This window comes from Hymenobacter aquaticus (assembly GCF_004765605.1).
GTDB lineage: Bacteria > Bacteroidota > Bacteroidia > Cytophagales > Hymenobacteraceae > Hymenobacter > Hymenobacter aquaticus.
Genome location: NZ_SRLC01000003.1, coordinates 1 through 26,226 on the forward strand (window position 1 = coordinate 1; position 26,226 = coordinate 26,226).

Genomic DNA, 26,226 nt, shown 5'->3' on the forward strand with positions numbered 1-26,226 from the left:
TGCTTTCGTCTGTTGGTCTCAGCGGCCGTCCCCTTCCTTCCGAAGCGGGCTGCAAAGGTAAGAACCTTTTTTCGTACCTTCCAAACAAACCAGAAAACTTTTTCTTTCGTGGTTCGTAGCCCGCATCCGTTCGATTTGGGAGTGCAAAGGTAAGTACTTCGTTTTCTACTTTCCAAACCAGCTGAAAACTTTTTTTTTCGAGCGGTTCTTCCAGTGTCTGTCGCCCCGCCTCCGTTCGATTTGGGAGTGCAAAAGTGCAGGATACGATTCGCTTTTCCAAACCTGCTCCCCCACTTTTCCGTTAAATCAAGGCTGTTTTTACTGTTGATTATTCCAAAATACTGTAAAACAGCAGCTTGCTTTTCACCAAGCACAGACGCAAAAGTCGCTGTTCTTATTTTTAGTGCAGGATATATTGCGTCATATAGCGGGTAGCTAAGCCCCTTTCATCTTGTGGCTTGTACCCGGTGCCTTTCAAACTGGTAAACTTTTTGGCCTAGGTGGGCTAAGAAAGGCAAGCCGATGGACCCATATTCATAATTCCCGTCGTTTAGAATACCGTCTTTGTTTACATATATGACGGCGCTTAACATGAATTCTACGTTTTGGGCTGAATCGGTGAAGTAGGCAACATCGGCTAGATAGCCGTGGGACATGCCTACTATATTATATATATGCAGGCTCCCTTGGGCAATTGCCTCCGGATTGCGGCCGTAATAGAGGTACTTTTTATACGCGTCGTAGAAACGCGGGGCAGTATAGAGGGAGAAACCGGAGCCGTGCGGGGTCTGATGCAGGTACTGGCGGAGGAAGGTATAGTCGGCGGCGGATAGGTTGAACTGCTGACTGGCTGGCGTGGCCGAGGGAAACAGGACGGAGCGAAGTATATCCGTAATGCTTTGCAGGGGCAGATAATTGGCAGTAGTGAAGTCGTAAGGCTTGTAGATGATCTGGCCGCCGGCTTGGTAGCCTCGTCCCTTGCTGATGCGCCCCAAAGGAAACCCCAAAGGGCTGGGATTAACCACCGCCGGCTGCTGATAAATAGCATGGCCGCTTTTGTCGTAAAAAGTAAACGGGTTGGTATGGCGATTGGCGCTAGTATCACAGGGGGCAAAACGACGGACGATGCGCGTCTCGGGATACCCGAGGGACCACAACCGCTCGTTGAGAGGACGCTGACCCAGAAATTCATACAGCCGGTTGTAAGCGCTGTTGTCGCTGACCAGTAGCATCCGCTTGACGTAATTGGCTACGGTATTGACCTGGTCGGAGTCGGCGGGGATTTGGTAGGGCACGGCGGTCTGGCAACGGAAGGCCGCGCCAATTGACAATGGACTGTTGCGCGTGAGACCGGGCTGGCGCAGCTGGTTGAGCTTTTCGAGCGCCAGCGCGGCCACGGGCAGCTTGACCAGGCTGGCGGGGTTGAAATACTGTCGGGCGTTGAGGCGAAAATTATGCTGGGTGAACTCCGGACGGTTTTGGGCGTCGCGCTTTATCTGGGTGTAGATGATCTGGACCTCGTAATCGTCCGCTCGCCCGATGATGGGCAGCAACTTCGGGTCGGAACGGAGCAGGCTGTCCAGCAAAGGGCTGTCCGCAGATTGCCGGGAAGCTGGCGGCACGGCTGACCCGGCCGGCAGCAGAGCAAGCAGCCCCAGACAACTCAAGGCGAGAAACAGGAAGCGCAAGGTGGGGAAAGGACGGGCCATAAGTGCAGGAAAGATACTCGCCCGACGCTGTTTGAGACTGGCTACTTACCCAAACGAGGCTCCAACCCTAGTGGTTGGAGCCTCGCCCAGATGAATACTAATAGTGTCGTGCTTAAATAGCCGGGGCCGTGCGGCGTTTGGCCAGCAGCAGGTTTGAGTCGTTCTGGCGCCAGTTGTAGCCCGTGCCGAACGGCAAAGGGCGGGGCCGGTGCAGCGAATCGGCATAGGCCTGGGTAAGGACGGGCTGATACTGCTTGGCAAACAGGTTGATGGGGCGCTTGTAGGTACCGTAGTAGGTAAAGCGCCAATCGGCGGGACGGAAATACTTCATGGCAATGCCCGAGTCGTCTTGCAGCACGTAGTTGCTACGCTCCAGAATCAGGTTGCGCACCTTGGAGAAGTAGCTTTTGTGCATCAGGTAAGTGGCCGATTTGACGTAGGTCGTGAGCGGGCCGAGGCTGCGCACGTACTTCAGGGCGGCTTCCTGGGTCACGCCCAGCTTCCAGTCGCTGAGGTCGGCGGAAAGGTAGACCACCGTTTTTTCGATTCCCTCTTTGCTGCGCAGTTTCACTTCCACGCCGGGCACCACCTTAAGGCCGGGCTTCTGCACCGTTGCCGAATCAGCGTCGGTGAGCTGGCCCTCGGGCGAGAGCTGGACGTAGCGCAGGGCCTCGACCTGGTGGTCGGTGCGGGAGGCAAACAGCAGCAGCAGCGGCACTACGCCCCCGATGTTGACCCGCTGGTTGGTTTTAGCGGCCGTTTTCAGGATGGAATTTGCCTTACTGATGGCATTGCTGTCCGGCTTTTTATTATTGAGCTCCACGGCCATGTCGTTGGTGCGGAAAAAGCTGAAGTTGAGCACCGACCACAACGACGCCTTCAGAGCCGGGTACAGCTTCGGGTTGGCCAACGTGCTTAGGCTGGGCACCGTGCCAATCGGCTCCAGGCCCATCAGCACGTAGGTCTGGCTGGTGGGAAACATCGTGACGACGTTCAGCAGGTCGGGGCCGCTGAAGGGGTAGAAGACCGTGGGGCTGCCGGCGCGCACCGAATCCAGCTCGGTGGCTGCCCACTGCTGAATCTTGCTGGTGCGGGTCTGGTGGTAGGTGACCCAGCTCTTATCGGCGTCGGCGGCAAAGGCCTGCCAGGCGGCGGAAGACGTCAGGGAACGAAGCTCACTTTGGCGGCTCACCCGGCTGCCGGCCATGTACGCGGCAATATCCTGCAGGCGAGTAGTATCGGGGGCAGGTAGCGCGGGGGCCACCGCCGCGGCTGAATCGGGGGCGGCGGGGGCAGCTACTTTGGCCGCGGCGGATTGCTCAACGGCCGGCTTTTTTTGCTCGGAGCAGGAAGCCAGCAATACGATAAGGGCCGGCAGCAACCGGATACGGGATAAACGCATGGAGTAGTGGAGAAAACGGAAGAATATCAGCGGGGGCAAATGTAAATAGTTCGGGCGGATAGCTGCTGGCCTTCAGACCGCCCTGAGCCGCCGACCCAGGAAATACACTCCCGCCCCTACTGCCAGCGTGGCCAAGCCATACAGGGACTCGGTGGGCTTGTCGCGCAGAATGAAGACGAGCGTCCAGCCGCTGAGGGCCAGAAACAGCAGCGGCGTAACGGGGTAGCCCCAGGCGCGGTAGGGCCGGGGCAGGTCGGGGCGGCGCACCCGGAGCACGAACAGGCCCAGCACCGTCAGGAAGGTGAACAAACTCAGGATAAAGCCCGCGTACAGCAGCACCTGCTCGAAAGTGGAGGTCAGAATGAATACCAGGGTGAGGAAGGTCTGGAGCAGCAGGGCCCGCACCGGAATGCCGTTGCGGCTAACCACGGCCAGGCCGCGCAGCGCGGGCAGGTCTTCGCCCATCACCTGGATAATGCGGGGGCCGGCAAAAATCATGGAGCTGACGGTAGACACCAGCAGCACGGCAATAACGGCACCCATCAGGCGGCCAATGGCTGGGCCGAAAATCTGGCTGGCGGCCACGTAGCCTACTTCCAGCTGGCCGGCCAGGCGCGGAATGGGCGTGCCGTAGAGAAAGACGAAATTGAGCCCTACATATAATAAGAGTACCACGGCCGTGCCCGCCAGCAAAATCCGGGGCAGGTTGCGCTGCGGATCGGCCACCTCGCCGGTGAGGTAGACGGCGGCATTCCAGCCCGAATAGGCATACGAGACATAGATAAGCGAAACGGCAAAGGCCGGGCTCAGCAGCTGCTGCCAGTCGGGCGCCTGGGGCAGAAACGCAATGGGCTGGGGCGCGGCTACTAGCCAGCCAGCCCCGATAAAAACAACCAGCACCGCCACTTTCACGGCCGTAACCACCACTTGCAGCCGGCTGCCGGCCTTGCTGCTGGCCGCGTGCACGGCCGTCAGCAGCAGCACTACCGCTACCGACAACGCCTGAGGCGGCACGGCGGGCCAGACGCTGGCCGCGTATTTTCCCAGGGCCATAGCCGCCAGAGCCGTGGGGGCCGCAAACCCGACCGTAGCCGACACCCAGCCGGAAAGAAAGCCCAGGGCCGGATGGTAAATCTGCGACAGGTAGTGGTACTCGCCGCCGGAGCGGGGCATGGCCGCGGCCAGCTCGCCGTAGCACAGGGCTCCGCACAAGGCAATCAGGCCGCCCACGGCCCAGAGCATGAGCAGGGCAAAGCCGCTTTGAATGCCGAGCACCTGAAACCCGAGACTGGTAAACACTCCGGTGCCGACCATGTTGGCAATAACAATGGCGGTACCGGTCAGGAAGCTGATTTTGTAGGGTTGGGCGCTGGTTTGCTCGGGCATGCAGTAGTCGTAACGAGGCCCAAAGATGCATATTCTGGCCGCCGCAGACCACCGCGCGGCATTTCAGTGGTACTTATAAACGCCAAGAAGCTCATCAGCGGGGGCCAATGAGCTTCTTTCGGACAGGGCAAATACAACTTCTACGCCTGCACCTTCGGGCGCTTGTAGAGCGGCACCGTGCTGCACGGCTCGCCGTACATAATGCTGGACGTGACGGGCAGCAGCTTCTGCATGATGGCCACGTAGGCGTAGGTCGGCACCGGAATGTTGCCGCAGCCTTTCACTACCACTTTCGCGTCGCGGAAATCCTCGGCGTTGATGGCGGCAATGGCCTCGTGAAACAGCTCCTGCTCCAGCGCCTCCAGGTCGCCGAACACGTAGCGGTGGGCGTGGTTCTGGAGCTTGGATGCCAGCAGCATGTAGGCCCAGGTGGGCACAATGGCGTCGGCTGAGCAGACGATGGCCACGTTTTTGCCGTCGTACTGGCTCCAGTCGTGGGTTTTGATGAACTCCCGGAAATCCTTTTCCCGCAGCATCAGCCCGTGGAAGAGGTTGTCCTTGATGTCATACACTACCCGCTCGCCGGGGTGGATAAACTCTTCCAGGTTCAGCGAGGTCAGGGCGCTTTGCGCGACGCGGTTGATGAGGTCTTCCATATACTTATAGAGTAGTTCGCGCTACTTGGCTTTCGGGGTTGTCGTGTGTACTTCCTTCAGATAAAACGGCTCGTAGTAGGCTACGTCCCGGAAATCCTGCCGCAGAAAAGCCTCGTAGGCCAACGCCCCGACGGCAACTGCCGAAGGCTCGACGTCAGTCAGAAAACCGGCGTTGGCAGAATCTACGAGCGGGGCAAACTTCGCCGCGCCGTTGCCAAAGAATAACAAGCGGTGGTGGGCTAATTGTTCGGCCAGCGTCTCCGAATCCAGAATCAGCGGGGCCGGGGCCAGCACTTCCCGGCCGTCGGGAGCGTACAGGGCGCTGTATACTTCCATGCGGCGGGCGTCGAGCATGGGGCACAACAGCAGATCCTCGGCCGGCGGCGTGTAGGCGGCTACCTGCCGGGCCATAGCCGGAAGCGTACCAATGGCAATCAGCGGAATGTCCAGCGCGTAGCACAATCCCTTCGCCGCCGCCCCGCCAATGCGCAGACCCGTGTAGGAGCCCGGCCCGTCGGATACAGCTACGGCGGCCAGCTCCTGCAGCGTGGTGCTGGTATTGTCCAACAGCTGCTGAATCAGCAGGCTCAAGTGCGAGGAGTGCGACTTTTCCAGCCGCAGCTCCGTTTGGCTCAGCAGCTGCCCGTCGCGGTGTAGGGCAATGGAACAAACCGGGGACGAGGTTTCAAGAGAGAGGATGAGCGTCATCAGCTTGAGAAAATTCTTGTATAAGGTTCAAGCGAGGCTGGATAAACCAAATTCCAATCGGCCAGAAAAAGAGTAGCACGAATGTACCTAGGTACTGGCTAACAGTTGGCGTTTCACGCTGTTCGATGGCAACCAAGATTGCCGCGACAAACCAATGTGCATGTACAGCCGCAAAGAGCACATACATCATTGGCAAAAACCCAGCATTGTGCGCTTTAAAGCTGCTGGTAGTAATACGGAAATCATCACTATCCATGATTGAACTGATACCTACTGCAAGAAGGAGTAGAAATACATCAACCAGAAACCAGAAAAGTGAATAGTCAAACCCACTCCCCGACTTGTAAAGGGCATTGCCCAGCAGTGCAAGCCACCCAAAAAATAGCAGCGAATTAAGCAGAACAAAAAACTCAACAACGACTGGATCTTTAACAAACCATGGTATGACATGCGTTGAGCTGAGTACTAGGAATATTTGCCAATGCTTTGCTCGGAGTAAAAAATCACCCATTTGGCTGAATACTATTAAGGAATATAAAAAAGCAGGCTCAAAACTGAGCCTGCTTTCTATTTGCAAATATACAACTCCTACTTCCCTCCCGCCGTCTTGCGGTTGGCTTCGGGCCGGGTCTTGGCTTCCGGGGTGCCGGGCTTCAGCAGGGCCGCGTAGCGCGGCGCGTCGTTGATGACCTGCATGGCCGTCAGGATGTTCGGGTCGTCGTCGAAGCTGGCCTCGATGCTGCCCTTCTGAAAGTAGTAGCGCGACACGATTTCCTGCTCCAGCAGCTCCCGGATTTCGGGCTTGAAGCGGGTCAAATCGTTGCTCTTGTTGGTCGACACCTTTTTGCGGATAGCTTCGATTTCGGCTTTCACGTCGTCGTAGTGCTTTTCCTCCTTGGCCTTCTTGGTCAGATCGGTCAGGCTTTTTTCCACGTCGGTGCTGTAGTTGATGTCCTTGCCGTTGAGGTACTGCACGAACTTCTGGTAGTCGGCATCGGAGAGCTGAAACTCGCGGGCCGAGGCAATGGTGGGGTGCTCAGACCGGTAGCGGGTGGCAAAGTCGAACAGGTAGTTTTTCTGCAGCAGCACCCGGGTGATGTCGGCAATTTCCTTTTCCTGCACCTCCACGTCGGGCGCTACGCCGCCGCCGTCGTACACGATCCGGCCGCTCTGGGTTTTGAAAGCCGTGCGCAGTGAATCCGGAAACTTGCCCAGCGTGCCGTCGTCGGCGCGGTGGGCGTAGTCGATTTCCTGAATGCAGCGGCCACTGGGAATGTAGTACTTGGCCGTCGTCACCTTCAACTGGGAGTTATAGCTCAGGGGCCGGGTCGCCTGCACGAGGCCCTTGCCGAACGTCCGCTCCCCGACCACCACGGCCCGGTCGTAGTCCTGCAACACCCCCGACACGATTTCGGAGGCCGAGGCCGAGCGGCTGCTGGTGATAATCACCACCGGAATCTGGGTGTCGAGCGGGGCGTCGAGGGCCTTGTAGGTCTTGTTCCAGTCCGACACCTTGCCTTTGGTGCTCACCACGTCCACGCCCTTCTCCACGAAGACGTTGGAAATATTTACCGCCTCGTTGAGCAGGCCGCCGGGATTGTCGCGAATATCGAACACGATTTTCTTGGCCCCCATTTCCTTGAGCTTGGTCACGGCCATGCGCACTTCCTTGCCAGCATCGACCGTAAAGCTGTTCAGCTGAAAGTAGCCGACCTCCGGAGAAAGCATGCCGTAATAGGGCACATTGTCGACCTGGATTTTGTCGCGGGTGATGTTGACCTCCATCGGCTTTTCCTGGCCGTAGCGCGTTACTTCGAGCTTGACGGTGGAGTTGGCCTGGCCTTTCAGCAGCTTGCTGATGTCGGAGTTATTCTTCTTCTCAACGTTGACGCCGTTGATGCTCAGAATCTCGTCGCCGGGCAGCAAGCCGGCTTTCTGGGCGGGGTAGCCTTCGTAGGCGCTCTGCACGATGGTCTTACCCGCGCGCTTCACCACCACCGCCCCGATGCCGCCGTACTGCCCGGTCGTCAGGGTGCGGAAGTCCTCAATGTCGTCCTCGGGAATGTAGTTGGTATACGGATCCAGCGACTTGAGCATGGCGTCGATACCGGTCTTGACCAGCTTGGCGGGCGTCACCTCGTCCACGTAGAACGTGTTTACCTCCTTGAACAGGGTGGCAAAAATGTCGAGGTTCTTGGCAATTTCGAAGTACCGCTCGTTGTCCGAAGCAGAGCGAAAGGATGCGAGCAGCGCGGCGCCTCCGAGGAGCAAGCCAGCAACGGTAGTTTTGCGCATATAAAGGACTAGAAGCGAGAAAAGTAGCCTACGAGACAGACCCGGCCGCCGGCGCGGGGGTTGCATCGGATAACAAACGCTCCAGCCCTGAAATTAATTTTTTTTCCACCAGCGCGAAAGGCTTTTTTTCCTTCCCGGTGTAGATAATGGCCATCGTGCCCACCGGGTGCCCGCCGGGCGCTTCCACCAAGCGGTACTTATTGAGCCGGTAGGCTTCGCGCATCAGGCGCTTGAGGTAGTTGCGGTCGACGGCGCGCTTGAAGCTGCGCTTGGACACGCTGACCAGCACCTGCGGCGGGGCCGAGGTGGGCGCGGGAGCCGGCAGCCACACGAGGCGCAGGGGATATAAACCAAAAGAAGAACCCCGGCCGAAAAGCTCTTCAATGAGCTTTTTGCGGCACAAGTGTTCTTCTTTCGGAAACGAATACGAACGCGCCCCCGGCATCTGAGCCGAGGCAGGCGACACGGCAGGAGCCGTCAGCGGTTTAGCGCTTATGTTTTCCTTCGTCGGATACGGTCAGGCGCTTACGGCCTTTGGCACGACGACGGGCCAGCACGCTGCGGCCATTAGCGGTTTCCATACGTGAGCGGAAACCGTGCTTGTTGCGGCGCTTGCGCTGCGAGGGCTGAAAAGTACGTTTCATGATATTGTAAGAGACTCAGTGACAGGTAAGGCCGGCAAAGGTAAGACCTTGATTTGGAAAAGGCAATGCTTATAGCAGCTTTTTCCGGATTAGGGGCAAAAATACCGGTACGGAAGCGGCAAAGATACGCATCTACCCGCACGGTTTTCTCGCGTAAAACAGATATTATCCGGCGTAGCGGTTCCCGCCCGATACCCCGTAGCTTTGTACCCGATTCGGCCTCTCCCCTGCCCTGCCTGCTATGATTCACTACTACGTTTCATTTGACAACCCGCTCACGTTTTACCTGCAGGTGCAGATGACTTTTGAGGTGGCCGCCACGGCCCCGCAGGCCCTGGAGCTGCAACTGCCGGCCTGGCGGCCCGGCCGCTACGAGCTCCAGAACTTTGCCCAGAAAGTGCAGCGCGTAGTGGCAGAAGACGCCGCCACCAACGAAGTTCTGCCCCTGCGCAAGCTGACCAAGGACCGGTGGCAGGTGAGCGGCGCGGCGGGCCGCACGGTGCGGGTGCGCTACAACTTCTACGCCCACCAGATGGACGCCGGCGGCTCCTGGCTCGACGAATCCCAGCTCTACATCAACGGGGTGCAGTGCTTTATGTACGTGGAAGGCCGGCAGGCCGAAACGTGCCAATTGCAGCTGGCTTTGCCCGAGGGGTGGCAGATTGCCTGCGGCCTGCCCCAGAGCGCGCCCAACACCTTACAGGCCCGGAATTTCGACGAGCTGGTAGATGCTCCGCTGATTGCCAGCCCCACGCTGGTGCAGCAGACCTACGCCGTGCAGGGCATTCCGTTTTCCATCTGGGTGCAGGGTGAGTGCGCGCCCGACTGGCCCCGGCTGCTGCGCGACTTCGCGGCGTTTTCCCAGGAGCAACTGGCGTTGTTCGGGGGCTTTCCGGTGCAGGACTACCATTTCCTGAACCAGATCTTGCCCTACAAGCACTACCACGGCGTGGAGCATATGAACTCGACGGTGATTGTGCTGGGCCCGGCCGAGCTGCTGATGACCGAGGGGCTGTACAAGGAGCTGCTGGGCGTGAGCTGCCACGAGCTGTTTCACACCTGGAACATCAAGAGCATCCGGCCGGCCGAAATGCAGCCGTACGACTTCACCCGGGAAAACTACTTCCGCACCTGCTTTATTGCCGAGGGCATCACGACTTACTACGGCGAATACCTGCTGGCCCGCGCCGGCGTGCGCACGGCCGAGCAGTACTTTGCCGAGCTTAACATCGTGCTGCGCAAGCACTACGACGACTACGGCCGCTACAACCTCTCGTTGGCCGATGCTTCCATGGATCTGTGGCTGGATGGCTACAAGCCCGGCGTGCCCGACCGCAAGGTGTCGGTGTACCACAAGGGGGCGCTGGTGGCCTTACTGCTCGACCTCACGCTGCGCCGCCTGAGCCACCACCAGCGCAGCCTCGACGACGTGATGCGCCGCCTCTACGAGGAATTTGGCCTCACCGGCATCGGGTATACCGAGGACGACTACCTGCGCATCGTCACGGAAGTGGCCGGGCGCGACATGCACACGTATTTCGACAAGTTTATCTACGGCACGGCCCCGCTGGAAGAGCCCCTGGACAAGGCCCTGAGCTTCGTGGGCTGCACCCTGCACCTGGAACCCAACGTGTCGGTGGCGGAAGGCGTGTTCGGGTTCCGCTCGGTGGTGAAGAACGAGCGGACGGAAGTTACCGACATCCTGCCCGGCTCCCCGGCCGCGGCGGCCCTGACCGTGGACGACGAAATCGTGGCCGTGAACGGGCGGCGCGTGGATATGAACCTGCAAAGCCTGCTCAACGACCACGCGGCCAGCTACGAAATCAGCGTGTTCCGGCAAAACCGCCTGCTGACCGTGACCCTGACCGGCCAGCCCGGGCAGCAGTTCTGGCCCAAATACACCGTGGAGAAGCTGGCCGAACCTACGCCCGAGCAGCAGGCCAGCTTCCGTGAGTGGCTCAAGCAGGAATTTTAAGCGGCGCTTTTACCCCCGAATACCATGTTACGGCTTCGCGCCCTGCTTTTGCTTTCTACTCCCCTGCTGTTGGCGGGGAGCTGTACGTTTCGTGGCCCGGCCGAGCGGATGCAGCCCAGCGTGCCCACCTCGGCGCCGGTAGCGCCGCTGCCGCGCCCGGTGCCGCCGCGCATCTACCGCCTCGGCCACCTTGATACGCTGGTGCAGCTGCCGGGCCGGGTGCTGAGCATTCATCAGGGTTCCCGCAACGTGTATGAGCGGCTACCCTACAAAACCTGGCTGCCGGCCGAACCCCAGTCGGAGGAGCAGGAAATAGACCTGGAGGCCGAGGAGCGGCGGCGCCTGCGCACGGCCGGCCCCACGGTCAGGCGCCTGGGCGGCACGCTGCTGCTGCGCCCCACGGCCACCAAACAGCCCCTGCGCCTGACGAATAACCCGGCCGAGGACTACGAGAAAAACATCAGCTACGAGTACGTGGGCAGCCTGCCCGAAATCAAGCAGTGGCTGATTTCGGTGCACCTCTACGAGGGCGGCTACTTTCTGCTCGTGGATCAGCGCACCGGCCGCCGCACCCGCGTGTGGAGCCCCCCGGCCGTAGCTCCCGACGGCAAGCATTTCGTGTGCGGCAACTCCGACGTGCTGGCCCGCTACGAGCCCAGCGGCCTGCAGGTCTGGAGCGTGGATGGCACCAAGCTGGAGAAAGTGTGGGAGCGGCAAACCGAGTGGGGCGTCACGGGTCCGCGCTGGCTCGACAATAAGACCATCCTGTTTGAGCAGGACTTCTTCGACAACGGCGACGTGGACACCCGGGTGGTACGCATGAAGGTGGTGCCGTAGCGCCCACAGGGTTCAAATACTCATAGAAAAAGCCCCTTCATACAGACTGAAGGGGCTTTTTCGTCTTTATAAAACCAGCGTACTAGTCGCCTTGCTTGCCGGGGCCTTTTTGGCCGCCGTCTACCGACATAGGCCGGTTGCCTTGCGGGTTGTTGCGGATGTTATCTACGCCGTGGCCGGTGGAGTTCCCATCCGTCGTGTTGCCGTGGGCCGATACGTCGGTGGTGTTAGGGCTTTGCACCTGCGTGCTTTTCTTTTTGGTATTGGCAGCCGGATTAACCGAGGTTTTGTCGTTGGTCAGATCCGTTTCTTTTTTGCTCATGCTCATAGCGGTCGAACGGTTAAGGGTGGTGGATAGCTGTTGTACCCCGGCCGCTGCCAATTGGTTGCCGTAAAAATCCGGGCCCGAAAAAGCCCCACTGACCAGCACGGTGGTCGGTGGGGCTTTTTCGTGCCGGTAAGCCGCGCTTAGGCGGGCTGGGCCGACGTAGCCGGAACTACTTCCACGAGGTCGGCAAACTGCTTCTCGCGGGCTTCCAGCTGCTCTTTGGTCAGGTTCAACAGCCGCTCGGTGCCGAATTTCTCCACGCAGAACGAAGCCATGGCCGAGCCGTGAATCACGGCGCGCTTCATGTTGTCGAAGCTGATGTCGTCGGTGGCGGCCAGGTAGCCGATGAAGCCGCCCGCAAAGGTGTCGCCGGCGCCGGTCGGGTCGAATACTTCTTCCAGGGGCAAGGCCGGGGCGTAGAAGATTTTGTTTTTGTGGAACAGCAGCGCGCCGTGCTCCCCTTTCTTGATGATGAGGAACTTAGGCCCGAAGCCCATGATTTTCTTGGCGGCCTTCACCAGCGAGTACTCGCCGCTGAGCTGCCGCGCTTCCTCGTCGTTGATGCTGAGCACGTCCACCATTTCGATGGTCGCCATCAGATCATCCAGGGCCACGTCCATCCAGAAGTTCATCGTGTCCATCACGATGAGCTTGGGCCGGTTCACGAGGCGCTGAATCACGAGGCGCTGCACGGCCGGGGCCAGGTTGCCCAGCATCAGGTATCTGCAGTCCTGATACGAATCGGGGATGATGGGGTCGAAATCGGCCAGCACGTTGAGCTCGGTGGTCAGGGTTTCGCGCGAGTTCAGGTCGGTGGAATACTTGCCCGACCAGAAGAAGGACTTCTCCCCTTCCTTGATCTGCAGGCCCTCAGTATCGACGCCGTGCTCCTGCAGCAGCAGGATGTCGGATTGCGGGAAATCGTCGCCAACAACGGCAACCAGCTTCACGGGCTTCAGCGAATACGAAGCCGACAGGCTGATGTAGGTGGCCGCGCCACCAATGATTTTGTCGGTTTTGCCAAAGGGCGTTTCCAGCGCGTCAAACGCTACGGAACCGATTACGACCAGACTCATAGTCAGAGGAATAAGTGGGTTTCAGCGGAATGCCGCCGGGAGTACAACGGTACAAAGAACAAAAAAAGTCCCCGGAAATTTCTCTCCGGGGACTTCCGTCTGGGTAAATAATGGGGTTCGAACCCACGACCTTCGGAATCACAATCCGACGCTCTAACCAGCTGAGCTATATCTACCAGGTTGGTATTGTAGGCACAAAAGTAAAGGTTGCGGGGCTATTTGCAAATAATTCGCCACGTTTTTTTGTCTCGTTGCTACCAGTCAGCGAGTTATATAATGACGTTCAGGCAGTTTGCTGGCTATATTCCCCGTACCTTTGCGCTCCCATTAGGAATTTTGCCATGTCTGATACGCCGCAGCCGCTCACTTTTGCCGATTTCAAGCTCAACAAACAGCTCCTCAACGCCGTGGCGGAAGCCGGCTTCGAGCAGCCCACGCCCGTGCAGGAGCAAACCATTCCGCTGCTGCTGGCCGGCCACGACCTGCTGGGCGTCGCCCAGACCGGCACCGGCAAAACGGCCGCCTTCGGCCTACCCCTGCTGATGAAGGTGAAATACGCCCAGGGCACGCACCCGCGCGGCCTGATCCTGGCCCCCACCCGGGAGCTGGCCATGCAGATTGAAACCCACCTGAAAAAGCTGGCCGTGTATACCGACCTGCGCATTCTGGCCATCTACGGCGGCCTGGGCCCCAAAACCCAGATTGAAGCCCTGGCCGCCGGCGTCGATATTCTCATTGCCACGCCCGGCCGCCTGATGGAGCTCTACCTCAAGGGCGCGCTGGTATTCAAGGAATTGAAAACCCTGGTGCTGGACGAAGCCGACAAAATGATGGACATGGGCTTTATGCCCCAGATCCGGGCCATTCTGGAGGTGATTCCGCGCAAGCGCCAGAACGCGCTGTTTTCGGCCACCATGCCCGAGCGGGTGGTGAAGCTGAGCGAGGAGTTCCTGGAGTTTCCGATGCGCATTGAGGTGACGCCGGCCGCTACCTCGGCCCAGAACGTGTCGCAGACCCTGTACCGCGTGCCCAACCTGCTGACCAAGATCAACCTGCTGGGCTACCTGCTCAAGGACAAGGAGACCTTCAACCGGGTGATGATTTTCTGCCGGACCAAGGAGCACGCCGAAAACGTGTCGCACTTCCTGGGCCGCAAGGTGGAGGGCGAGGTGCGGGCCATTCACGGCAACAAGGGCCAGAACGTGCGCATCAACGCCATGGAGGCTTTCCGCAATGGGGAGCTGCGCTTCCTGGTGGCTACCGACGTGGCCGCCCGCGGCATCGACGTGCCCCAGGTAAGCCACGTTATCAACTTCGACGTGCCGCTGGTCTACGACGACTACGTGCACCGCATTGGGCGCACGGGCCGGGCCCAGCACACGGGCGCGGCCATTACCTTCGCCAACGAGGCCGAAATGCACCACATCGGCCGCATCGAGGAGCTCATCAACCAGCCCATTCCCGAGCTGCCCCTGCCCGAGGACGTGAAGGTGATGCCGACCATGTTTGACGAGAAGCAGAGCATGGCCCGCGAAATCGACGACCGCCGCAAGCGCCTCGACCCCGAGTTTCAGGGCGCTTTCCACGACAAGGTAACGCCGCTGCAAAAGGGCATCGACAAGCGCACGGGCCTGCCCTACGTGGAGGGCCCGAACCGCAGCCAGAAAGGCAAGAAGAAGCGCGCCTCGCCGGGCAAGAGCCAGTCGCCGGCGGCGAAGGGCGCGGCCAAGCTGCGCAACGCCCGCCGCAGCCGGTAGCGCCAGCCGGGCCAGCGGCCCCGAAATACCAAAAGGCCCCCGCCAGCATTGGTGGGGGCCTTTTGATTGCAACAGGCGCGTAAAAGGGCAGCTTAGTTACGCACCACGCGCTTCACGATGGCACCTTCGGCCGTTTGCAGGCGCACGGTGTACACGCCGGATGGCAGGTTGCTCACGTCGAGGCGGGTGCTGAGCTTGCCGGCCTGGGGCTGCACGCTGAAGTGCTGCACCAGCTGGCCCAGGGCATTGCGGACCTCACCGGTAGCCGCTTCCGCCTTTGAGAGGCCGGCTACTTCCAGGGTCACGATGCCGCTGGCCGGGTTGGGATACAGGGCACTCTGGGCTTCCAGAGCGGCATTGCGGGCCGCCAGCGTGATGGTCTGGAAGTTGGAGTACGTGTCCTTGTAGGTATTCACGTACTGACTCGTGACATCATCGAAGTCCTGCGCCACCCGGCGAAGCAGGCTGTTGCTGGCATTGTAGATGCTGATGTACCGTGAGCCCTCGATTTGCTTCCAGGCGTTATTGGTCCAGCTTTCCGTGGTGTAGAGCTGGTCATTGCCCTGGCTGTCCTTGGTATCGGTGTAACGGCGGTAGTTAAGCCAGGCGCTGATGTTGTATGCCTCTCTGATTGTTACGTTGCTACCATTAGCCCCCCAGGTTATCGTGTAGCGGCTGTCGTCGACGAAGCTGGTGCCGTTGAAGGTCTGCTCCCGGTACGAAGCGGGCTGGTTATTGGCGTAGTCATACCACACGATGTCCAGAATACGGCCGTCGTTCTGCCAGGCGGTATTATTCCATTCCTCGTAGAGCAAGGCGCTCAGGCGGCCGTTGGTGTAGGTGTATGTAATCCGGTCGGTATTCACGTAAACCCCGTTCAGCAGCTCCTTGCGAACTTCTTCCGTCATGGCTCCCGCGGCGTTGTAGGTATACACCGACTGATAGCCGTTGGTCGTCACCCAGGCGTTGCCGCTCCAGTCCTGGGATTCATACAGCGTCTCGTTGCCCCGCGAATCGTAGGTAACCAGGCTGCGGTTGCTGTTGACCCAGGTGTTGTTGTTCCAGGACTGGCGGGTGTAGCTGGTTTCTTTGCCCTGGGCATTGTAGGTGTACAGGTAGCGGCCGTAAGGCACTGACGTCGCCGAATCCTGGTCGACCTGCTGGGCTATTAAGCCCTGGGAATTGTAGGTATTGACCTGCTTGCTGCTGACGATCCAGCGCCTGGCAGTGGTATCCCAGTAGTAGGCAACGTGCTGGCCCGGACGCACCACGGTGGCATTAATGCCGCGGGCGGCAGCCCCACGGTCGGCCGTTGGGTGCTTTTGGGTGAGCAAGGTCGTGAGCGGGCTGCTGTGCTTGGCCGGGGCCGTCTGGGCCTGGACCTCGGTGGCGGCCAGGGTTAGAAGTCCGAGCAGGCTCAGGAAGATCTTTTGCGGAGAAGTGGGCATAGGGCAAGATGGGTTAGAGTGACATGATAGGGCAGCGGAGCAGGTTGCCGGCAGTAAGCAGCCGGCAGAGCAGTGCTGCTATCAAAGTTACTGGCCGACGGCCGCTACCACAATACCCAGAAGTGGGTATGTAGCTTATGATGCTAACCGAAAAGCCCTTACTACCGCGGCAGTAAGGGCTTGTTTCCTTCGAAAGGCAGCGCTAGTGGTGAAAAAACGGCAGGTGGCTGAAGCGCACGGTCAGCGTGGTCATGACGGAGCCCCAGAACAGGGCGCTCCAGAGCATGTGCACCAGGATGCGCCAGCGCGGCACGTGCAGCTGGGTGGCAATAACGGTGCCGCCGATGGGGCTGAACAGCACCGGCGTGAGAAAGGCAATGCCGGGCATGCCGAAGCGCCGGTAGATACCCACGATGCGGCGGCTGCGCTTGCTGAACAAAGGCTTGCCCTTGTCTTCGCGCCGCTGCCGCTGGTGCAGGGCCCACATGCGGCCCACGCCCGATACCACCACCACGGTGGTCATCATGCCCGCCACGGTCAGGGCCAGAATCTGGAAGAAGCCCAGCCCCAACGACACGCCCGCCAGCGGACCGCCGAAGAATTTGACCATGCTGAGCAGGAAAACGGAGGCGTATTTCGCAAGATGAGGCAACACGGCGTTTTCGGGGCTAATGAGTAATCGGCAAAGCGCAAAGATAACAGGTAAGCGCCGCCCGGTTTAGTTCCGACGCGTTACCAGCCCGTTACAACTTGCTGCCGTACGACAGGTCGCCGGCGTCGCCCAGGCCGGGCACGATGTAGGCCTGCTCGTTGAGGTGGTCATCCACGGCGGCCACCCAGAGCGTGGCTTCCGGGATTTCGCGCGTCACGTACTCCACTCCCTCGGGCGAGGCAATAACGGCGGCAATGTGCACCTGCCGGGGCTGGCCGAAGCGCAGCATGGCCCGGTAAGTCTGCACCAAGGACTTGCCGCTGGCCAGCATCGGGTCGGCCAGGATCAGCACCCGCTCGTCGAGGTTGGGCGCCGAGAGGTAGTCGACCTGCACCCGCACCTGCGAAGTACCCTCGATGCGGTAGGCGGCGGCAAAGGCGCTGGGCGACTGGTCGAAGTAGTTCAGGAAACCCTGGTGGAACGGCAGGCCGGCGCGCAGCACGGTGGCCAGCACCGGAAAGTCGCGCAGCTGCTTGCTGCTGGAGCTGGCCAGGGGCGTCTGCACCACTTTATCGGTGTAGCTGAGCTGGGAGCTGATGCGGTAGGCGATGATTTCGCCCAGGCGCTGCAGGTTGCGGCGAAAGCGCAGACTGTCGCGCTGCACGTCCACGTCGCGGAGCTCGGCCAGGAAATGATTGGCAATGGAGGGCTCGGCGCACACAATGTGCACGCGGTCGGCGGGGCTTGCGGAGGAGGAGGACTTTAGCGTTTCCATGACAGATACCAGGGCTGACGGGTTTGGGTGAGGGCCGCGTAGGGCACGGGCCGCGCCCCGAAGTTGGCAAAAAAACGGGCAATGGACGGAATCATGCCGCCTTCGAAGTCGAGCACGAGGCCCGGCGAGGCGGCGTACTGCTGAATCAGGTGGTCGACGAGCAGCAGCGGGGCCGCCGCTTTCTTACCGGCCGGCGAGGCGGCGGCAAACAGGTAGATGATGACCCGCGGCGTGACGACAAACAGCGCGCCGGCCAGCAGTTCGCCGGTGTGCGGCGCCGCCACTTCCAGAATCCGTGTCTGCCCCAGGCTCTGCAAATTCGTGATAAGCTGGGTCAGCTGCCGGTAGTGGCGCGGTTTCAGGCTGGCCACCTCTCCGCCCTTGTGCTCCTGAAACAGGCGCAGCAGCGTGGACGGCGAGGAAGTTTCGGTAACCTGCAAGGGCTGCGCCAGCTGCTGATTCAGGCGCAGGCGGCGGCGGTAGTCGGCGGCGTAGCCTTGGTGCAGGACTTCGTAGCTGGCCTCCAGTGGCAGGCAGTAGGTTTGGCGCGTAGCCGCGCGCAGACCGGAAACCGGGGCGGCCAGCTGATTGGCGGTGTTCAGCTGGGTATAGAAGCGGCCGAAGTGCCCCACCGCCAAGGCCAGGTACTCTTCTACGGCGCGGTGCCGGCTGCCGGCGGTGGTCAGAAGGCCCAGCTGCTGGGTAAAGGCGGGCTGGTACGCCTCCCGGCCCCAGGGCCGCCACTTAGTAGGCAGCGGCAGCACCGACAGGTAGCGGCCCGACGCTTCATCCAGCTCCACCACGGCAGCCCAGCGGCCGGCCGTGGCCTGCAGCCACGCCGCCTGGGCGTAGGGCACGGGCTGCTCGGCGGCGGCCACGCAGGCATCCCAGGCAGCCAGGTCGAGGGCGGAAAACGGCAGGTAGTGCAGCGGCAAGGCGTACGGATCAGGCGAGAGTCGGAGGCGTAAAAGTAGGGCAATCCGCACGGGTTTCCCGCTTTCTGCCGTTTGCCACGTAAGCAGGTCGTCGGGCGCGAAGTAGAAGCGGGCGGCGTTAGTTTTCGGTCTGGTCCCAACTCCCACCGTCGAACTGCGTAGGTTTGCCCCGCCGGGGGCCCTTACCAGCTGCGCGGCCTCCCGTTCTTATGAAAAAACCGCTAATCCTTGTAGTGTCTGCCCTGAGCCTGCTGGCCAGCCGCGCCTCGGCCCAGACCACGCCGCCCCCGGCCAAAGACCCCGACGCGGTCTGGCTGATTTTTGACCATCCGCTCGACCCCAAGCAGCCCGCCGCTCCCAAGCCGGCCGAAACGCCGGCCAGCACCGTCGCGCCGTCGGCGGCCGTAGTGCCGGCCACCGCGCCTAGCCCCGGCCTCAACCCGGCCAAAACCACCCAGGGCAGCACCTACGTCCCGCTCGACCCGGACACCTACCGCCTCATCGACCGGTACGCCATTAAGTACGGCCCCGATTCGCTCGGCGACCCCTACACGGCCGTGCGGCCCTACCACCGGGCCGGCGTGGCGCGCCTGGCCGAGCGGGTGCTGAACGACAACGGCGCGGCCAGCCCGCTGTCGGCCGCCGACCGGTTCAACGCCGAATACCTGGCCCGCGACAACTGGAACTACTCGGCGCAGGGCACCGCGCTGAACGAGAGCAAAAAGAGCTTTCTGACGTATTTCTACCGCAATCAGTCGGACCTGTTCCACGTCGAGACGAAGGACTTCACGTTGCGCGTGAATCCGGTGGTGTACTTCCAGGCCGGTAAGGATACCGACAGTGACGGGCTGCGCTACACCAACACCCGCGGCATTCAGGTGGAAGGCACCGTGGATGGCCGCCTGGGCTTCTACACCTTCGTGGCCGACAACCAGATGGCCGTGCCCGCCTACGTGCAGAACCGCGTGGTGCGCGACACGATTGTGCCCCACGAAGGCTACTGGAAGTATTTCAAGGGCAAAACCGACCAGTACGACTTCCTCTCGGCCCGGGGCTACCTGACCTACGCGGCCACCAAGCACATCAACGTGCAGCTGGGCCACGACCGGAATTTCATCGGCAACGGCTACCGCTCCCTGATTTTGTCGGACTACTCGGCGCCCTATTTCTTTCTGAAGCTGAATACCCGCATCTGGAAGTTCAACTACCAGAACCTGTTTGCCGAGCTGACCGCCGACCGCCGGGAAGCCGACCAGGTGTATCCTAAAAAGTACATGGCCCTGCACCACCTGAGCCTCGACGTGACGCCGACCTTCAACGTGGGCGTGTTCGAGTCGGTGATGTTCTCGCGCGGCAAAGGCCGCTTTGAGCTGCAATACCTGAACCCGATTATCTTCTACCGCAGCGTGGAGCAGCAGATCGGCTCGGAAGACAACTCCCTGCTGGGCCTGGACTTCAAGTGGAACATTCTGCGCCGGGGCCAGATCTACGGGCAGGTGGTGCTCGACGAGCTGGTGGTGAGCCAGATTCGCTCCGGCAACGGCTGGTGGGCCAACAAGCAGGCCTTCCAGCTGGGCGGCAAGTACCTCGACGTGGCCGGCATCAAGAACCTGGACTTGCAGGCCGAGTTCAACTACATCCGGCCCTACACCTACCAGCACGAAGACCAGTACCGCAACTACCAGCACTACCAGCAGCCCCTGGCTCACCCGATGGGCGCCAACCTCTACGAGCTGCTGGGCATCGTCAGCTACCAGCCCCTGCCCCGCCTGAACGTGGTGGCCAAGGGCTTCTACACCAAGCAGGGCCTCGACAACGTGCCTAACGTGGACCCCGAGCCCAACTACGGCGGCAACGTGCTGAAGCCCTACACCACCCGCGTGAGCGAGTACGGCAACAGCGTGGGCCAGGGCAACTCCACCCAGCTGCTGCACACCGACCTGACGGCCAGCTACATGGTGAAGCACAACCTGTGGCTCGACGCCAAGCAGATCGTGCGCCGCCAGACCGGGGCCGCCACGGCCATGGGCAACGGCACCGAAGCCTTTTTCTCGGTAGCCTTGCGCTGGAACATTGCCCAGCGCCTGCACGAGTTTTAAGCCGACCGATTTACCAGCAAAAAAGCCCGGGGCTGCTTCCCAACTGCGGAAAGCGGCCCCGGGCTTTTTTGCTGGGCCAACCCTCAGCCCGTGACCCGCAGCGTGTTGCCGGTCTGCGTCACGGTGTACTTTTTCAGGGCCCGGGTGGCGGGGCCGCCGGCCACGGTGCCGTCACTGTTGAACAGGGAGCCGTGGTTGGGGCACAGAAAGTTGCTGGCGCTGGCCTGGTACACGATGGTAAAGCCTTCGTGGGTGCAGGGGGCCTGCACAGCAATGTAGGTGCCGTCGGTGAGCTTGGCCACGATAACGCGGCGGCTGGCCCCGTAGACGTAGCCGATGGCCGGGTTGTTCAGGTCCGCGTTGGCCGGGTCCGTCAGGTCGAGGGTGAAGTCGACGCCGGTAGCGCCGCCGGTGCCGCCGTTGTCGGGGGCCGGGTCGCCGCCCTTGCTGGAGCAGCCGCCCAGGCAGCCGGTGGCCAGCACGGCAACGGCGCCCATGCCGAAAAGCTGAATAAATTCTTTGCGTTCCATCCGAGTTAGAGCAGGTATGGCCGGAAAAGCCGTGGAAGAATAGTTGTTGTTCTATTCTTCCACTCGGAAGCGGCAGGGCAAAAGGTTGCCTGGGCGCGCCACCAGAATCGGGGCTACCTTTGCGGCCTCCATGAAGACCTACCTCCGCATCCTGCAATACGCGCGGCCCTTCGCCGATTTTCTGCCGCTATACCTGCTCTACACCGTGCTGGGCATCTTTTTCGGCATCGGCAACCTGGCCCTGGTCATCCCGATGCTGAACGTGCTGTTCGAGAAAACCAGCACGCTCAACGCCCCGGCCGCGCTGCCCGACTTTGCCCTCACGCTGGACTACGTCACCAGCACGTTCAACTACTACTTCGCCCAGGTCATTGCCAGCTACGGCAAGCTCGGGGCCCTGCTGTTCGTGTGCCTGGTGCTCATTACGTCGGTGTTCTTCAGCAACGTGTTCCGCTACCTGAGCCTGCGCATCGCGGCCCGCGTCCGGTCCCGGGTGATTCGCAACCTGCGCCGCGACCTGTACCACCGCGTGATTCAGCTGCCGCTGGGCTACTTTTCCACCGGCCGCAAGGGCGACATGATGTCGCGCTTCACCAACGACGTGCAGGAAGTGGAAATTTCGGTGGTGAATACCCTGCAAGGCGTCGTGCGCGACCCGCTCTACATCGTGGCCTACTTCGTGGTGCTGTTTTACATGTCGGCCAAGCTCACCTTCTTTTCCCTGGTACTGCTGCCGATTTCGGGCGGCATTATTGCGGCCCTGGCTAAGCGCCTGCGCACCCAGGCCAAAACCAGCCAGGGCACCCTGGGCTCCATGCTGTCGGTGATTGACGAAACGCTGGGCGGCCTGCGCGTCATCAAGGCCTTCAATGCCCAGGAGTACATCAAGGGCAAGTTTGAGGAGCAGAACGACCAGTACGCCCGCACCTCCCGCCGCATCGACAACATCCGGGACCTGGCCTCGCCCTTTTCCGAGTTTGCCGGCGTGCTGGTGGTAGCCGGCCTGCTCTACTTCGGCGGCACGCTCATTCTGGGCGGCAACTCCGACCTGGCCGCGGCCCCGTTCATCACCTACATCATCATGTTTTCGCAGGTGCTCACGCCGGCCAAGTCCCTGTCGTCGTCGTTTGGCAACATCCAGCGCGGCCTGGTCGCCGGCGAGCGGGTGCTGAGCATCATTGACACCGAGCCGGCCATTCGCGACAAGCCCGGCGCCCAGCTGCTGCCCGCCTTCCAGCACCAGATTGAGCTGCGCAACCTGCAGTTCAGCTACGGCGACACGCCCGTGCTGCAAGACATCAACCTGGTTATCCCGAAGGGCAAAACCGTGGCCCTGGTAGGGCCCTCGGGCGGGGGCAAAAGCACCCTGGCCGACCTGCTGCCCCGCTTCTACGACCCCACCGGCGGCCAGCTGCTCATCGACGGCCACGAGGTGCGCGACTGCACCATTCACTCCGTGCGCGACCAGATGGGCATCGTGACCCAGGAAAGCATCCTGTTCAACGACACGATTTTCAACAACATCCGCTTCAACACCCAGGCCACCGACGAGCAGGTGATAGAGGCCGCCAAAATTGCCAACGCCCACGAGTTCATCATGCAAAGCCCCGACGGTTACCAGACGCTTATCGGCGACCGGGGCAGCCGGCTTTCCGGCGGGCAGCGCCAGCGCCTGAGCATTGCCCGGGCCATCCTGCGCAACCCGCCCATCCTGATTCTGGACGAAGCCACCTCCGCCCTCGACACCGAGTCGGAAAAGCTGGTGCAGGAGGCCCTGACGCGCCTGATGCAGAACCGCACGTCCCTGGTTATTGCCCACCGTCTGAGCACCATTCAGCACGCCGACGAAATCGTGGTGCTCCAGCAGGGCCGCATCGTGGAGCGCGGCTCGCACGAGGAGCTGCTGCGGCGCGAAGGCGGCGTGTATCAGCGCCTGAACACGATGCAAACCAACGGCGTGCTGCCGTAGCCTTTCGCTGCCCGCCGCAAGCCAGAAAACGAGCCCCGGCCAACTGTGCCGGGGTTCTTTGCGTTTATGCGCACACCGCCGGCTATATTCCGCCGCCGCTAGATTGGCAAAACGATATATTTAGTGCGCCAACGAGGCGGCCGCGCGGCACTGCTGCCGGCTTTTCCCACACCCTAGCTTCTCCCCTCCTATGCTTGCTCTCAAACGCCTGGTAACGATTCTGGTGATGGTGTACCTGCTGCTGGCGCTGCTGTTCATCTTCAGCCCCGCCACCCGCGACACCTTTGCCTCGGCCTTCAACCTCAGCGGCGACGCCGGCCTGGCCACGTTCTACAACACGCTCTTCATCGTCGGGGCCGCGCTGCTGGCGCTGCACCTCATCACCGAAAACATGGACAGCGCCCTGCTGCGCCGCGAAACCTCGGTGCTCAACGGCAAAATCAACGAGCTGAAAGCCAAGCTCTACGACCAGCAGATTGACCAGCGCGAGCGGGAGTTTCAGCAGCGCGCTACCACCGCGGCGCCCGTGGTTCCGGCCGCGGCGTATCAGCCGGGCCCGGCAGCTCCCGCGCCGGTTTACATCGACTCGGCTATTCCCCCGGCCCACGGCGGCACTGCTACGCCCGGCCACGACGTGGAGCATCCCACGTTCCCGCAGTCGGACCCCGGCCTGATGAATGCGCCGGTGCAACAGCCCAACACGATTATTCATCCCAATACCAGTCCGAACCCCGACAACCGGACTACGTTGTAACTTTGCGGCGTGACTGCACCCCTAACTGACCTGATTCGCGCCGAGCTGACCGAAGCGCGCACCGTGCTCGACCGTTTTCTGGCCGACCCCGAAAACCTGTCGCGCATCGAGCAAGCCGCCCGCCTGATGGCTGCCAGCCTCCGGCAACACGGCAAAATCCTGAGCTGCGGCAACGGCGGCTCGCTCTGCGACGCCCAGCACTTCGCCGAGGAGCTCAGCGGCCGCTACCGCCAGGACCGCCCCGCTCTGGGCGCCATTGCCCTCACCGAGGCCTCGCACATGAGCTGCGTAGCCAACGACTACGGCTATGAGCACGTGTTCAGCCGCTACGTGCAAGCCCTGGGCCGCCCCGGCGACGTGCTGCTGGCCATCAGCACCAGCGGCAACTCGCCCAACGTGCTGCGCGCCGCCGAAGCCGCCAAGGCCGGCGGCATGCAGGTAGTGAGCCTCACCGGCAAGGACGGCGGCCTGCTGGCCGGCCTCAGCGACGTGGAAATCAGGGCCCCGCACAGCGGCTACGCCGACCGGGTGCAGGAAATCCACATCAAGGCCATCCACATTCTGATTCTGCTGATTGAGCAGCTGGTAGCCGAGCACGCTTCGTAGTTCCGGCTTTTCCACCGAGTTTAAAGCCAGCTCCGCCAGGGGCTGGCTTTTTCTGTGTTACTCCACCATTACTCTCCTATCTTAGCTCCCAGGTTCTTATTTCTTATCGTCTTATCCGTTACATCCATGCTTACCAAAACGTATGGCTCGGCCGTACAGGGCGTCAACGCCAATACCATTACCATCGAAGTCGTCGTTTCGCAGGGCACCAACTTTTACGTGGTGGGCCTGGCCGACAATGCCATTAAGGAAAGCCAGCAGCGCATTGAGGCAGCCCTGAAAATCAGGGGCTACCGCATGCCGCGCACCAAAGTGGTGGTGAACATGGCCCCGGCCGACATCCGCAAGGAAGGCTCGGCCTACGACCTGCCCATTGCCCTGGGCATTCTGCACGCCTCCCAGCAGCTGAATACCGAGCGGCTCGGCGACTACATCATCATGGGCGAGCTGGCCCTGGATGGGGAGTTACGGCCGGTGCGCGGAGTGCTGCCCATTGCCATTCAGGCCCGCAAAGAGGGTTTTAAGGGCTTCATTCTGCCCCGGGCCAACGCCCAGGAGGCGGCCATCGTGAATAACCTCGACGTTATTCCGGTGGAAAACATGCAGCAGGCCATCGACTTCTTCGAGGGCCGCCTCGAAATTGAGCCCCTGCAGCTGGATACGCGCACGGTGTTTCAAACGGCCGCCAACCAGTACGCCGCCGACTTTGCCGACGTGCAGGGGCAGGAGAACATCAAGCGGGCCCTGGAAATAGCCGCCGCCGGGGGCCACAACGTTATTATGATCGGGCCGCCCGGGGCGGGCAAGACGATGCTGGCCAAGCGCCTGCCCAGCATTCTGCCCGCGCTGTCGATCGGCGAGGCGCTGGAAACGACCAAGATTCACTCGGTGGCCGGCAAGCTGGGCGCCAATGCCTCCCTGCTGACGACCCGGCCGTTTCGGGCCCCGCACCACACCATCTCCGACGTGGCCCTGGTGGGCGGGGGCGGCAATCCGCAGCCGGGCGAAATTTCCCTGGCCCACAACGGCGTGCTGTTTCTGGACGAGCTGCCCGAATTTAAGCGCACGGTGCTGGAAGTGATGCGCCAACCGCTGGAAGAGCGCCGCGTCACGATTTCCCGGGCCAAGGTCAGCATCGACTTTCCCTCCAACTTCATGCTCATTGCCAGCATGAACCCCTGCCCCTGCGGCTACTACAACCACCCCGAGAAAGAGTGCGTGTGCGGCCCCGGCGTGGTGCAGCGCTACCTCAACAAGGTCAGTGGCCCGCTGCTCGACCGGATTGACCTGCACGTGGAGGTCACGCCCGTCACTTTCGACCAGATGACGGAAACGCGCAAGGCCGAAACCAGCGAGCATATTCAGCGGCGCGTGGAGCAGGCCCGGGAAGTGCAGACCGCCCGCTTCCAGGAGTTTCCCGAGATTCACTCCAACGCCATGATGCCCTCGCAGATGGTCAAGGAGCTCTGCCTGATTGATGAGGCCGGCCGGGCGCTGCTCAAAACGGCGATGGAGCGCCTCGGCCTCTCGGCCCGCGCCTACGACCGGATCCTCAAAGTGGCCCGCACCATTGCCGATCTGGGGGGCTCCGGGGAAATCCGGTTGGAACACCTGGCCGAGGCCATTCAGTACCGCAGCCTGGACCGGGAAGGCTGGGCAGGTTAAACGCCCGCCCGAGGCTTGGC

General features: G+C 61.3%; 24 protein-coding genes and 1 tRNA gene. 8 read left to right on the top strand and 17 right to left on the bottom strand.

The annotated features are described in order from the left end of the window. Window positions 1-446: 446 nt before the first annotated feature. The 9 genes from E5K00_RS19785 to rpmH form a co-directional block, all read right to left on the bottom strand. Window positions 447-1,709 carry a serine hydrolase gene (locus E5K00_RS19785; RefSeq protein WP_135465055.1) on the bottom strand — a complete coding sequence of 421 codons (1,263 nt, stop codon included), beginning with the start codon at window positions 1,707-1,709 and terminating at the stop codon, window positions 447-449. 112 nt (window positions 1,710-1,821) lie between these two features. Then, complete coding sequence (locus E5K00_RS19790) at window positions 1,822-3,111, bottom strand: hypothetical protein (protein ID WP_135465056.1); 1,290 nt, start codon at window positions 3,109-3,111, stop codon at window positions 1,822-1,824. A gap of 72 nt (window positions 3,112-3,183) precedes the next feature. Further along, window positions 3,184-4,497 (bottom strand): APC family permease, encoded by a 1,314-nt coding sequence (locus E5K00_RS19795; protein ID WP_135465057.1) that lies wholly within the window; start codon window positions 4,495-4,497, stop codon window positions 3,184-3,186. 140 nt (window positions 4,498-4,637) lie between these two features. Then, window positions 4,638-5,153 (bottom strand): DUF2480 family protein, encoded by a 516-nt coding sequence (locus tag E5K00_RS19800; protein ID WP_135465058.1) that lies wholly within the window; start codon window positions 5,151-5,153, stop codon window positions 4,638-4,640. Between the two features lie 21 nt (window positions 5,154-5,174). Beyond that, on the bottom strand, window positions 5,175-5,861 hold the full coding sequence (gene tsaB, locus E5K00_RS19805) for a tRNA (adenosine(37)-N6)-threonylcarbamoyltransferase complex dimerization subunit type 1 TsaB (protein ID WP_167856962.1): 687 nt from the start codon (window positions 5,859-5,861) through the stop codon (window positions 5,175-5,177). Next, window positions 5,839-6,372, bottom strand: coding sequence for a hypothetical protein (locus E5K00_RS19810; RefSeq protein ID WP_135465060.1), 534 nt, complete (start codon window positions 6,370-6,372; stop codon window positions 5,839-5,841). Before E5K00_RS19810 ends, tsaB begins: the two co-directional genes overlap by 23 nt. Before the next feature lie 77 nt (window positions 6,373-6,449). Beyond that, window positions 6,450-8,156 carry a S41 family peptidase gene (locus E5K00_RS19815; RefSeq protein ID WP_135465061.1) on the bottom strand — a complete coding sequence of 569 codons (1,707 nt, stop codon included), beginning with the start codon at window positions 8,154-8,156 and terminating at the stop codon, window positions 6,450-6,452. Window positions 8,157-8,184: 28 nt separating this feature from the next. After that, on the bottom strand, window positions 8,185-8,601 hold the full coding sequence (locus E5K00_RS19820) for a ribonuclease P protein component (RefSeq protein WP_135465583.1): 417 nt from the start codon (window positions 8,599-8,601) through the stop codon (window positions 8,185-8,187). 40 nt (window positions 8,602-8,641) lie between these two features. Beyond that, window positions 8,642-8,800: a 50S ribosomal protein L34 gene (rpmH, locus tag E5K00_RS19825; RefSeq protein WP_100338753.1), complete on the bottom strand. Its 159-nt coding sequence runs from the start codon at window positions 8,798-8,800 to the stop codon at window positions 8,642-8,644. Window positions 8,801-9,041: 241 nt separating this feature from the next. On the opposite strand from rpmH, the gene E5K00_RS19830 reads away from it, so the two are divergent. Next, a complete protein-coding gene (locus E5K00_RS19830) occupies window positions 9,042-10,775 on the top strand; it encodes a M61 family metallopeptidase (protein WP_135465062.1) in 1,734 nt (577 codons plus the stop codon). Window positions 10,776-10,799: 24 nt separating this feature from the next. Beyond that, a complete protein-coding gene (locus E5K00_RS19835) occupies window positions 10,800-11,612 on the top strand; it encodes a hypothetical protein (RefSeq protein ID WP_135465063.1) in 813 nt (270 codons plus the stop codon). 82 nt (window positions 11,613-11,694) lie between these two features. Here E5K00_RS19835 and E5K00_RS19840 read toward each other — a convergent pair whose 3' ends face one another. The 3 genes from E5K00_RS19840 to E5K00_RS19850 all read right to left on the bottom strand — a co-directional run bounded on the left by E5K00_RS19840 (window position 11,695) and on the right by E5K00_RS19850 (window position 13,192). Then, window positions 11,695-11,934 carry a hypothetical protein gene (locus tag E5K00_RS19840; RefSeq protein ID WP_135465064.1) on the bottom strand — a complete coding sequence of 80 codons (240 nt, stop codon included), beginning with the start codon at window positions 11,932-11,934 and terminating at the stop codon, window positions 11,695-11,697. 146 nt (window positions 11,935-12,080) lie between these two features. Further along, the gene (locus tag E5K00_RS19845) at window positions 12,081-13,016 is read right to left on the bottom strand and encodes a PfkB family carbohydrate kinase (protein ID WP_135465065.1); all 936 of its coding nucleotides are present in this window, start codon (window positions 13,014-13,016) and stop codon (window positions 12,081-12,083) included. Between the two features lie 102 nt (window positions 13,017-13,118). Further along, window positions 13,119-13,192: transfer RNA gene (locus E5K00_RS19850), tRNA-His, on the bottom strand. A gap of 165 nt (window positions 13,193-13,357) precedes the next feature. Here E5K00_RS19850 and E5K00_RS19855 point away from each other — a divergent pair. Next, window positions 13,358-14,773, top strand: a complete 1,416-nt coding sequence (locus E5K00_RS19855; RefSeq protein ID WP_135465066.1) for a DEAD/DEAH box helicase — start codon at window positions 13,358-13,360, stop codon at window positions 14,771-14,773. A 92-nt stretch (window positions 14,774-14,865) separates the two neighbouring features. On the opposite strand, the gene E5K00_RS19860 is transcribed toward E5K00_RS19855, so the two are convergent. The 4 genes from E5K00_RS19860 to E5K00_RS19875 all read right to left on the bottom strand — a co-directional run bounded on the left by E5K00_RS19860 (window position 14,866) and on the right by E5K00_RS19875 (window position 18,634). Further along, a complete protein-coding gene (locus E5K00_RS19860; RefSeq protein WP_135465067.1) occupies window positions 14,866-16,221 on the bottom strand; it encodes a T9SS type A sorting domain-containing protein in 1,356 nt (451 codons plus the stop codon). Window positions 16,222-16,423: 202 nt separating this feature from the next. Then, window positions 16,424-16,831, bottom strand: a complete 408-nt coding sequence (locus tag E5K00_RS19865; protein ID WP_245328364.1) for a hypothetical protein — start codon at window positions 16,829-16,831, stop codon at window positions 16,424-16,426. A 133-nt stretch (window positions 16,832-16,964) separates the two neighbouring features. Beyond that, complete coding sequence (gene upp / locus E5K00_RS19870; protein ID WP_135465068.1) at window positions 16,965-17,648, bottom strand: uracil phosphoribosyltransferase; 684 nt, start codon at window positions 17,646-17,648, stop codon at window positions 16,965-16,967. Further along, complete coding sequence (locus tag E5K00_RS19875; protein ID WP_167856963.1) at window positions 17,636-18,634, bottom strand: GNAT family N-acetyltransferase; 999 nt, start codon at window positions 18,632-18,634, stop codon at window positions 17,636-17,638. Before E5K00_RS19875 ends, upp begins: the two co-directional genes overlap by 13 nt. A 158-nt stretch (window positions 18,635-18,792) precedes the next feature. Between E5K00_RS19875 and E5K00_RS19880 the strand changes: the two genes are divergently transcribed. Further along, window positions 18,793-20,682: a hypothetical protein gene (locus tag E5K00_RS19880; RefSeq protein ID WP_135465070.1), complete on the top strand. Its 1,890-nt coding sequence runs from the start codon at window positions 18,793-18,795 to the stop codon at window positions 20,680-20,682. An 83-nt stretch (window positions 20,683-20,765) separates the two neighbouring features. On the opposite strand, the gene E5K00_RS19885 is transcribed toward E5K00_RS19880, so the two are convergent. Beyond that, on the bottom strand, window positions 20,766-21,212 hold the full coding sequence (locus tag E5K00_RS19885) for a QcrA and Rieske domain-containing protein (protein WP_135465071.1): 447 nt from the start codon (window positions 21,210-21,212) through the stop codon (window positions 20,766-20,768). Between the two features lie 130 nt (window positions 21,213-21,342). On the opposite strand from E5K00_RS19885, the gene E5K00_RS19890 reads away from it, so the two are divergent. The 4 genes from E5K00_RS19890 to E5K00_RS19905 all read left to right on the top strand — a co-directional run bounded on the left by E5K00_RS19890 (window position 21,343) and on the right by E5K00_RS19905 (window position 26,206). Then, window positions 21,343-23,181, top strand: a complete 1,839-nt coding sequence (locus E5K00_RS19890) for an ABC transporter ATP-binding protein (RefSeq protein WP_135465072.1) — start codon at window positions 21,343-21,345, stop codon at window positions 23,179-23,181. Between the two features lie 190 nt (window positions 23,182-23,371). Then, a complete protein-coding gene (locus E5K00_RS19895) occupies window positions 23,372-23,935 on the top strand; it encodes a hypothetical protein (RefSeq protein ID WP_135465073.1) in 564 nt (187 codons plus the stop codon). A 9-nt stretch (window positions 23,936-23,944) separates the two neighbouring features. Next, a complete protein-coding gene (lpcA, locus tag E5K00_RS19900; RefSeq protein ID WP_135465074.1) occupies window positions 23,945-24,541 on the top strand; it encodes a D-sedoheptulose 7-phosphate isomerase in 597 nt (198 codons plus the stop codon). 126 nt (window positions 24,542-24,667) lie between these two features. Beyond that, window positions 24,668-26,206 (top strand): YifB family Mg chelatase-like AAA ATPase, encoded by a 1,539-nt coding sequence (locus E5K00_RS19905; RefSeq protein ID WP_135465075.1) that lies wholly within the window; start codon window positions 24,668-24,670, stop codon window positions 26,204-26,206. Window positions 26,207-26,226: the final 20 nt, after the last annotated feature.

Excerpts from the sequence above, each read along its gene's own strand:
- E5K00_RS19890 (WP_135465072.1), top strand. The coding sequence starts at position 21,343 with ATGAAGACCTACCTCCGCATCCTGCAATACGCGCGGCCCTTCGCCGAT.
- E5K00_RS19905 (WP_135465075.1), top strand. The coding sequence starts at position 24,668 with ATGCTTACCAAAACGTATGGCTCGGCCGTACAGGGCGTCAACGCCAAT.
- E5K00_RS19790 (WP_135465056.1), bottom strand. The coding sequence starts at position 3,111 with ATGCGTTTATCCCGTATCCGGTTGCTGCCGGCCCTTATCGTATTGCTG.
- E5K00_RS19865 (WP_245328364.1), bottom strand. The coding sequence starts at position 16,831 with ATGGTCAAATTCTTCGGCGGTCCGCTGGCGGGCGTGTCGTTGGGGCTG.
- upp (WP_135465068.1), bottom strand. The coding sequence starts at position 17,648 with ATGGAAACGCTAAAGTCCTCCTCCTCCGCAAGCCCCGCCGACCGCGTG.
- E5K00_RS19835 (WP_135465063.1), top strand. The coding sequence starts at position 10,800 with ATGTTACGGCTTCGCGCCCTGCTTTTGCTTTCTACTCCCCTGCTGTTG.
- E5K00_RS19860 (WP_135465067.1), bottom strand. The coding sequence starts at position 16,221 with ATGCCCACTTCTCCGCAAAAGATCTTCCTGAGCCTGCTCGGACTTCTA.
- rpmH (WP_100338753.1), bottom strand. The coding sequence starts at position 8,800 with ATGAAACGTACTTTTCAGCCCTCGCAGCGCAAGCGCCGCAACAAGCAC.
- tsaB (WP_167856962.1), bottom strand. The coding sequence starts at position 5,861 with ATGACGCTCATCCTCTCTCTTGAAACCTCGTCCCCGGTTTGTTCCATT.
- E5K00_RS19820 (WP_135465583.1), bottom strand. The coding sequence starts at position 8,601 with ATGCCGGGGGCGCGTTCGTATTCGTTTCCGAAAGAAGAACACTTGTGC.
- E5K00_RS19795 (WP_135465057.1), bottom strand. The coding sequence starts at position 4,497 with ATGCCCGAGCAAACCAGCGCCCAACCCTACAAAATCAGCTTCCTGACC.
- E5K00_RS19845 (WP_135465065.1), bottom strand. The coding sequence starts at position 13,016 with ATGAGTCTGGTCGTAATCGGTTCCGTAGCGTTTGACGCGCTGGAAACG.
- E5K00_RS19885 (WP_135465071.1), bottom strand. The coding sequence starts at position 21,212 with ATGGAACGCAAAGAATTTATTCAGCTTTTCGGCATGGGCGCCGTTGCC.
- E5K00_RS19880 (WP_135465070.1), top strand. The coding sequence starts at position 18,793 with ATGAAAAAACCGCTAATCCTTGTAGTGTCTGCCCTGAGCCTGCTGGCC.
- E5K00_RS19830 (WP_135465062.1), top strand. The coding sequence starts at position 9,042 with ATGATTCACTACTACGTTTCATTTGACAACCCGCTCACGTTTTACCTG.
- E5K00_RS19800 (WP_135465058.1), bottom strand. The coding sequence starts at position 5,153 with ATGGAAGACCTCATCAACCGCGTCGCGCAAAGCGCCCTGACCTCGCTG.
- E5K00_RS19815 (WP_135465061.1), bottom strand. The coding sequence starts at position 8,156 with ATGCGCAAAACTACCGTTGCTGGCTTGCTCCTCGGAGGCGCCGCGCTG.
- E5K00_RS19895 (WP_135465073.1), top strand. The coding sequence starts at position 23,372 with ATGCTTGCTCTCAAACGCCTGGTAACGATTCTGGTGATGGTGTACCTG.
- E5K00_RS19785 (WP_135465055.1), bottom strand. The coding sequence starts at position 1,709 with ATGGCCCGTCCTTTCCCCACCTTGCGCTTCCTGTTTCTCGCCTTGAGT.
- E5K00_RS19840 (WP_135465064.1), bottom strand. The coding sequence starts at position 11,934 with ATGAGCAAAAAAGAAACGGATCTGACCAACGACAAAACCTCGGTTAAT.
- E5K00_RS19855 (WP_135465066.1), top strand. The coding sequence starts at position 13,358 with ATGTCTGATACGCCGCAGCCGCTCACTTTTGCCGATTTCAAGCTCAAC.
- E5K00_RS19810 (WP_135465060.1), bottom strand. The coding sequence starts at position 6,372 with ATGGGTGATTTTTTACTCCGAGCAAAGCATTGGCAAATATTCCTAGTA.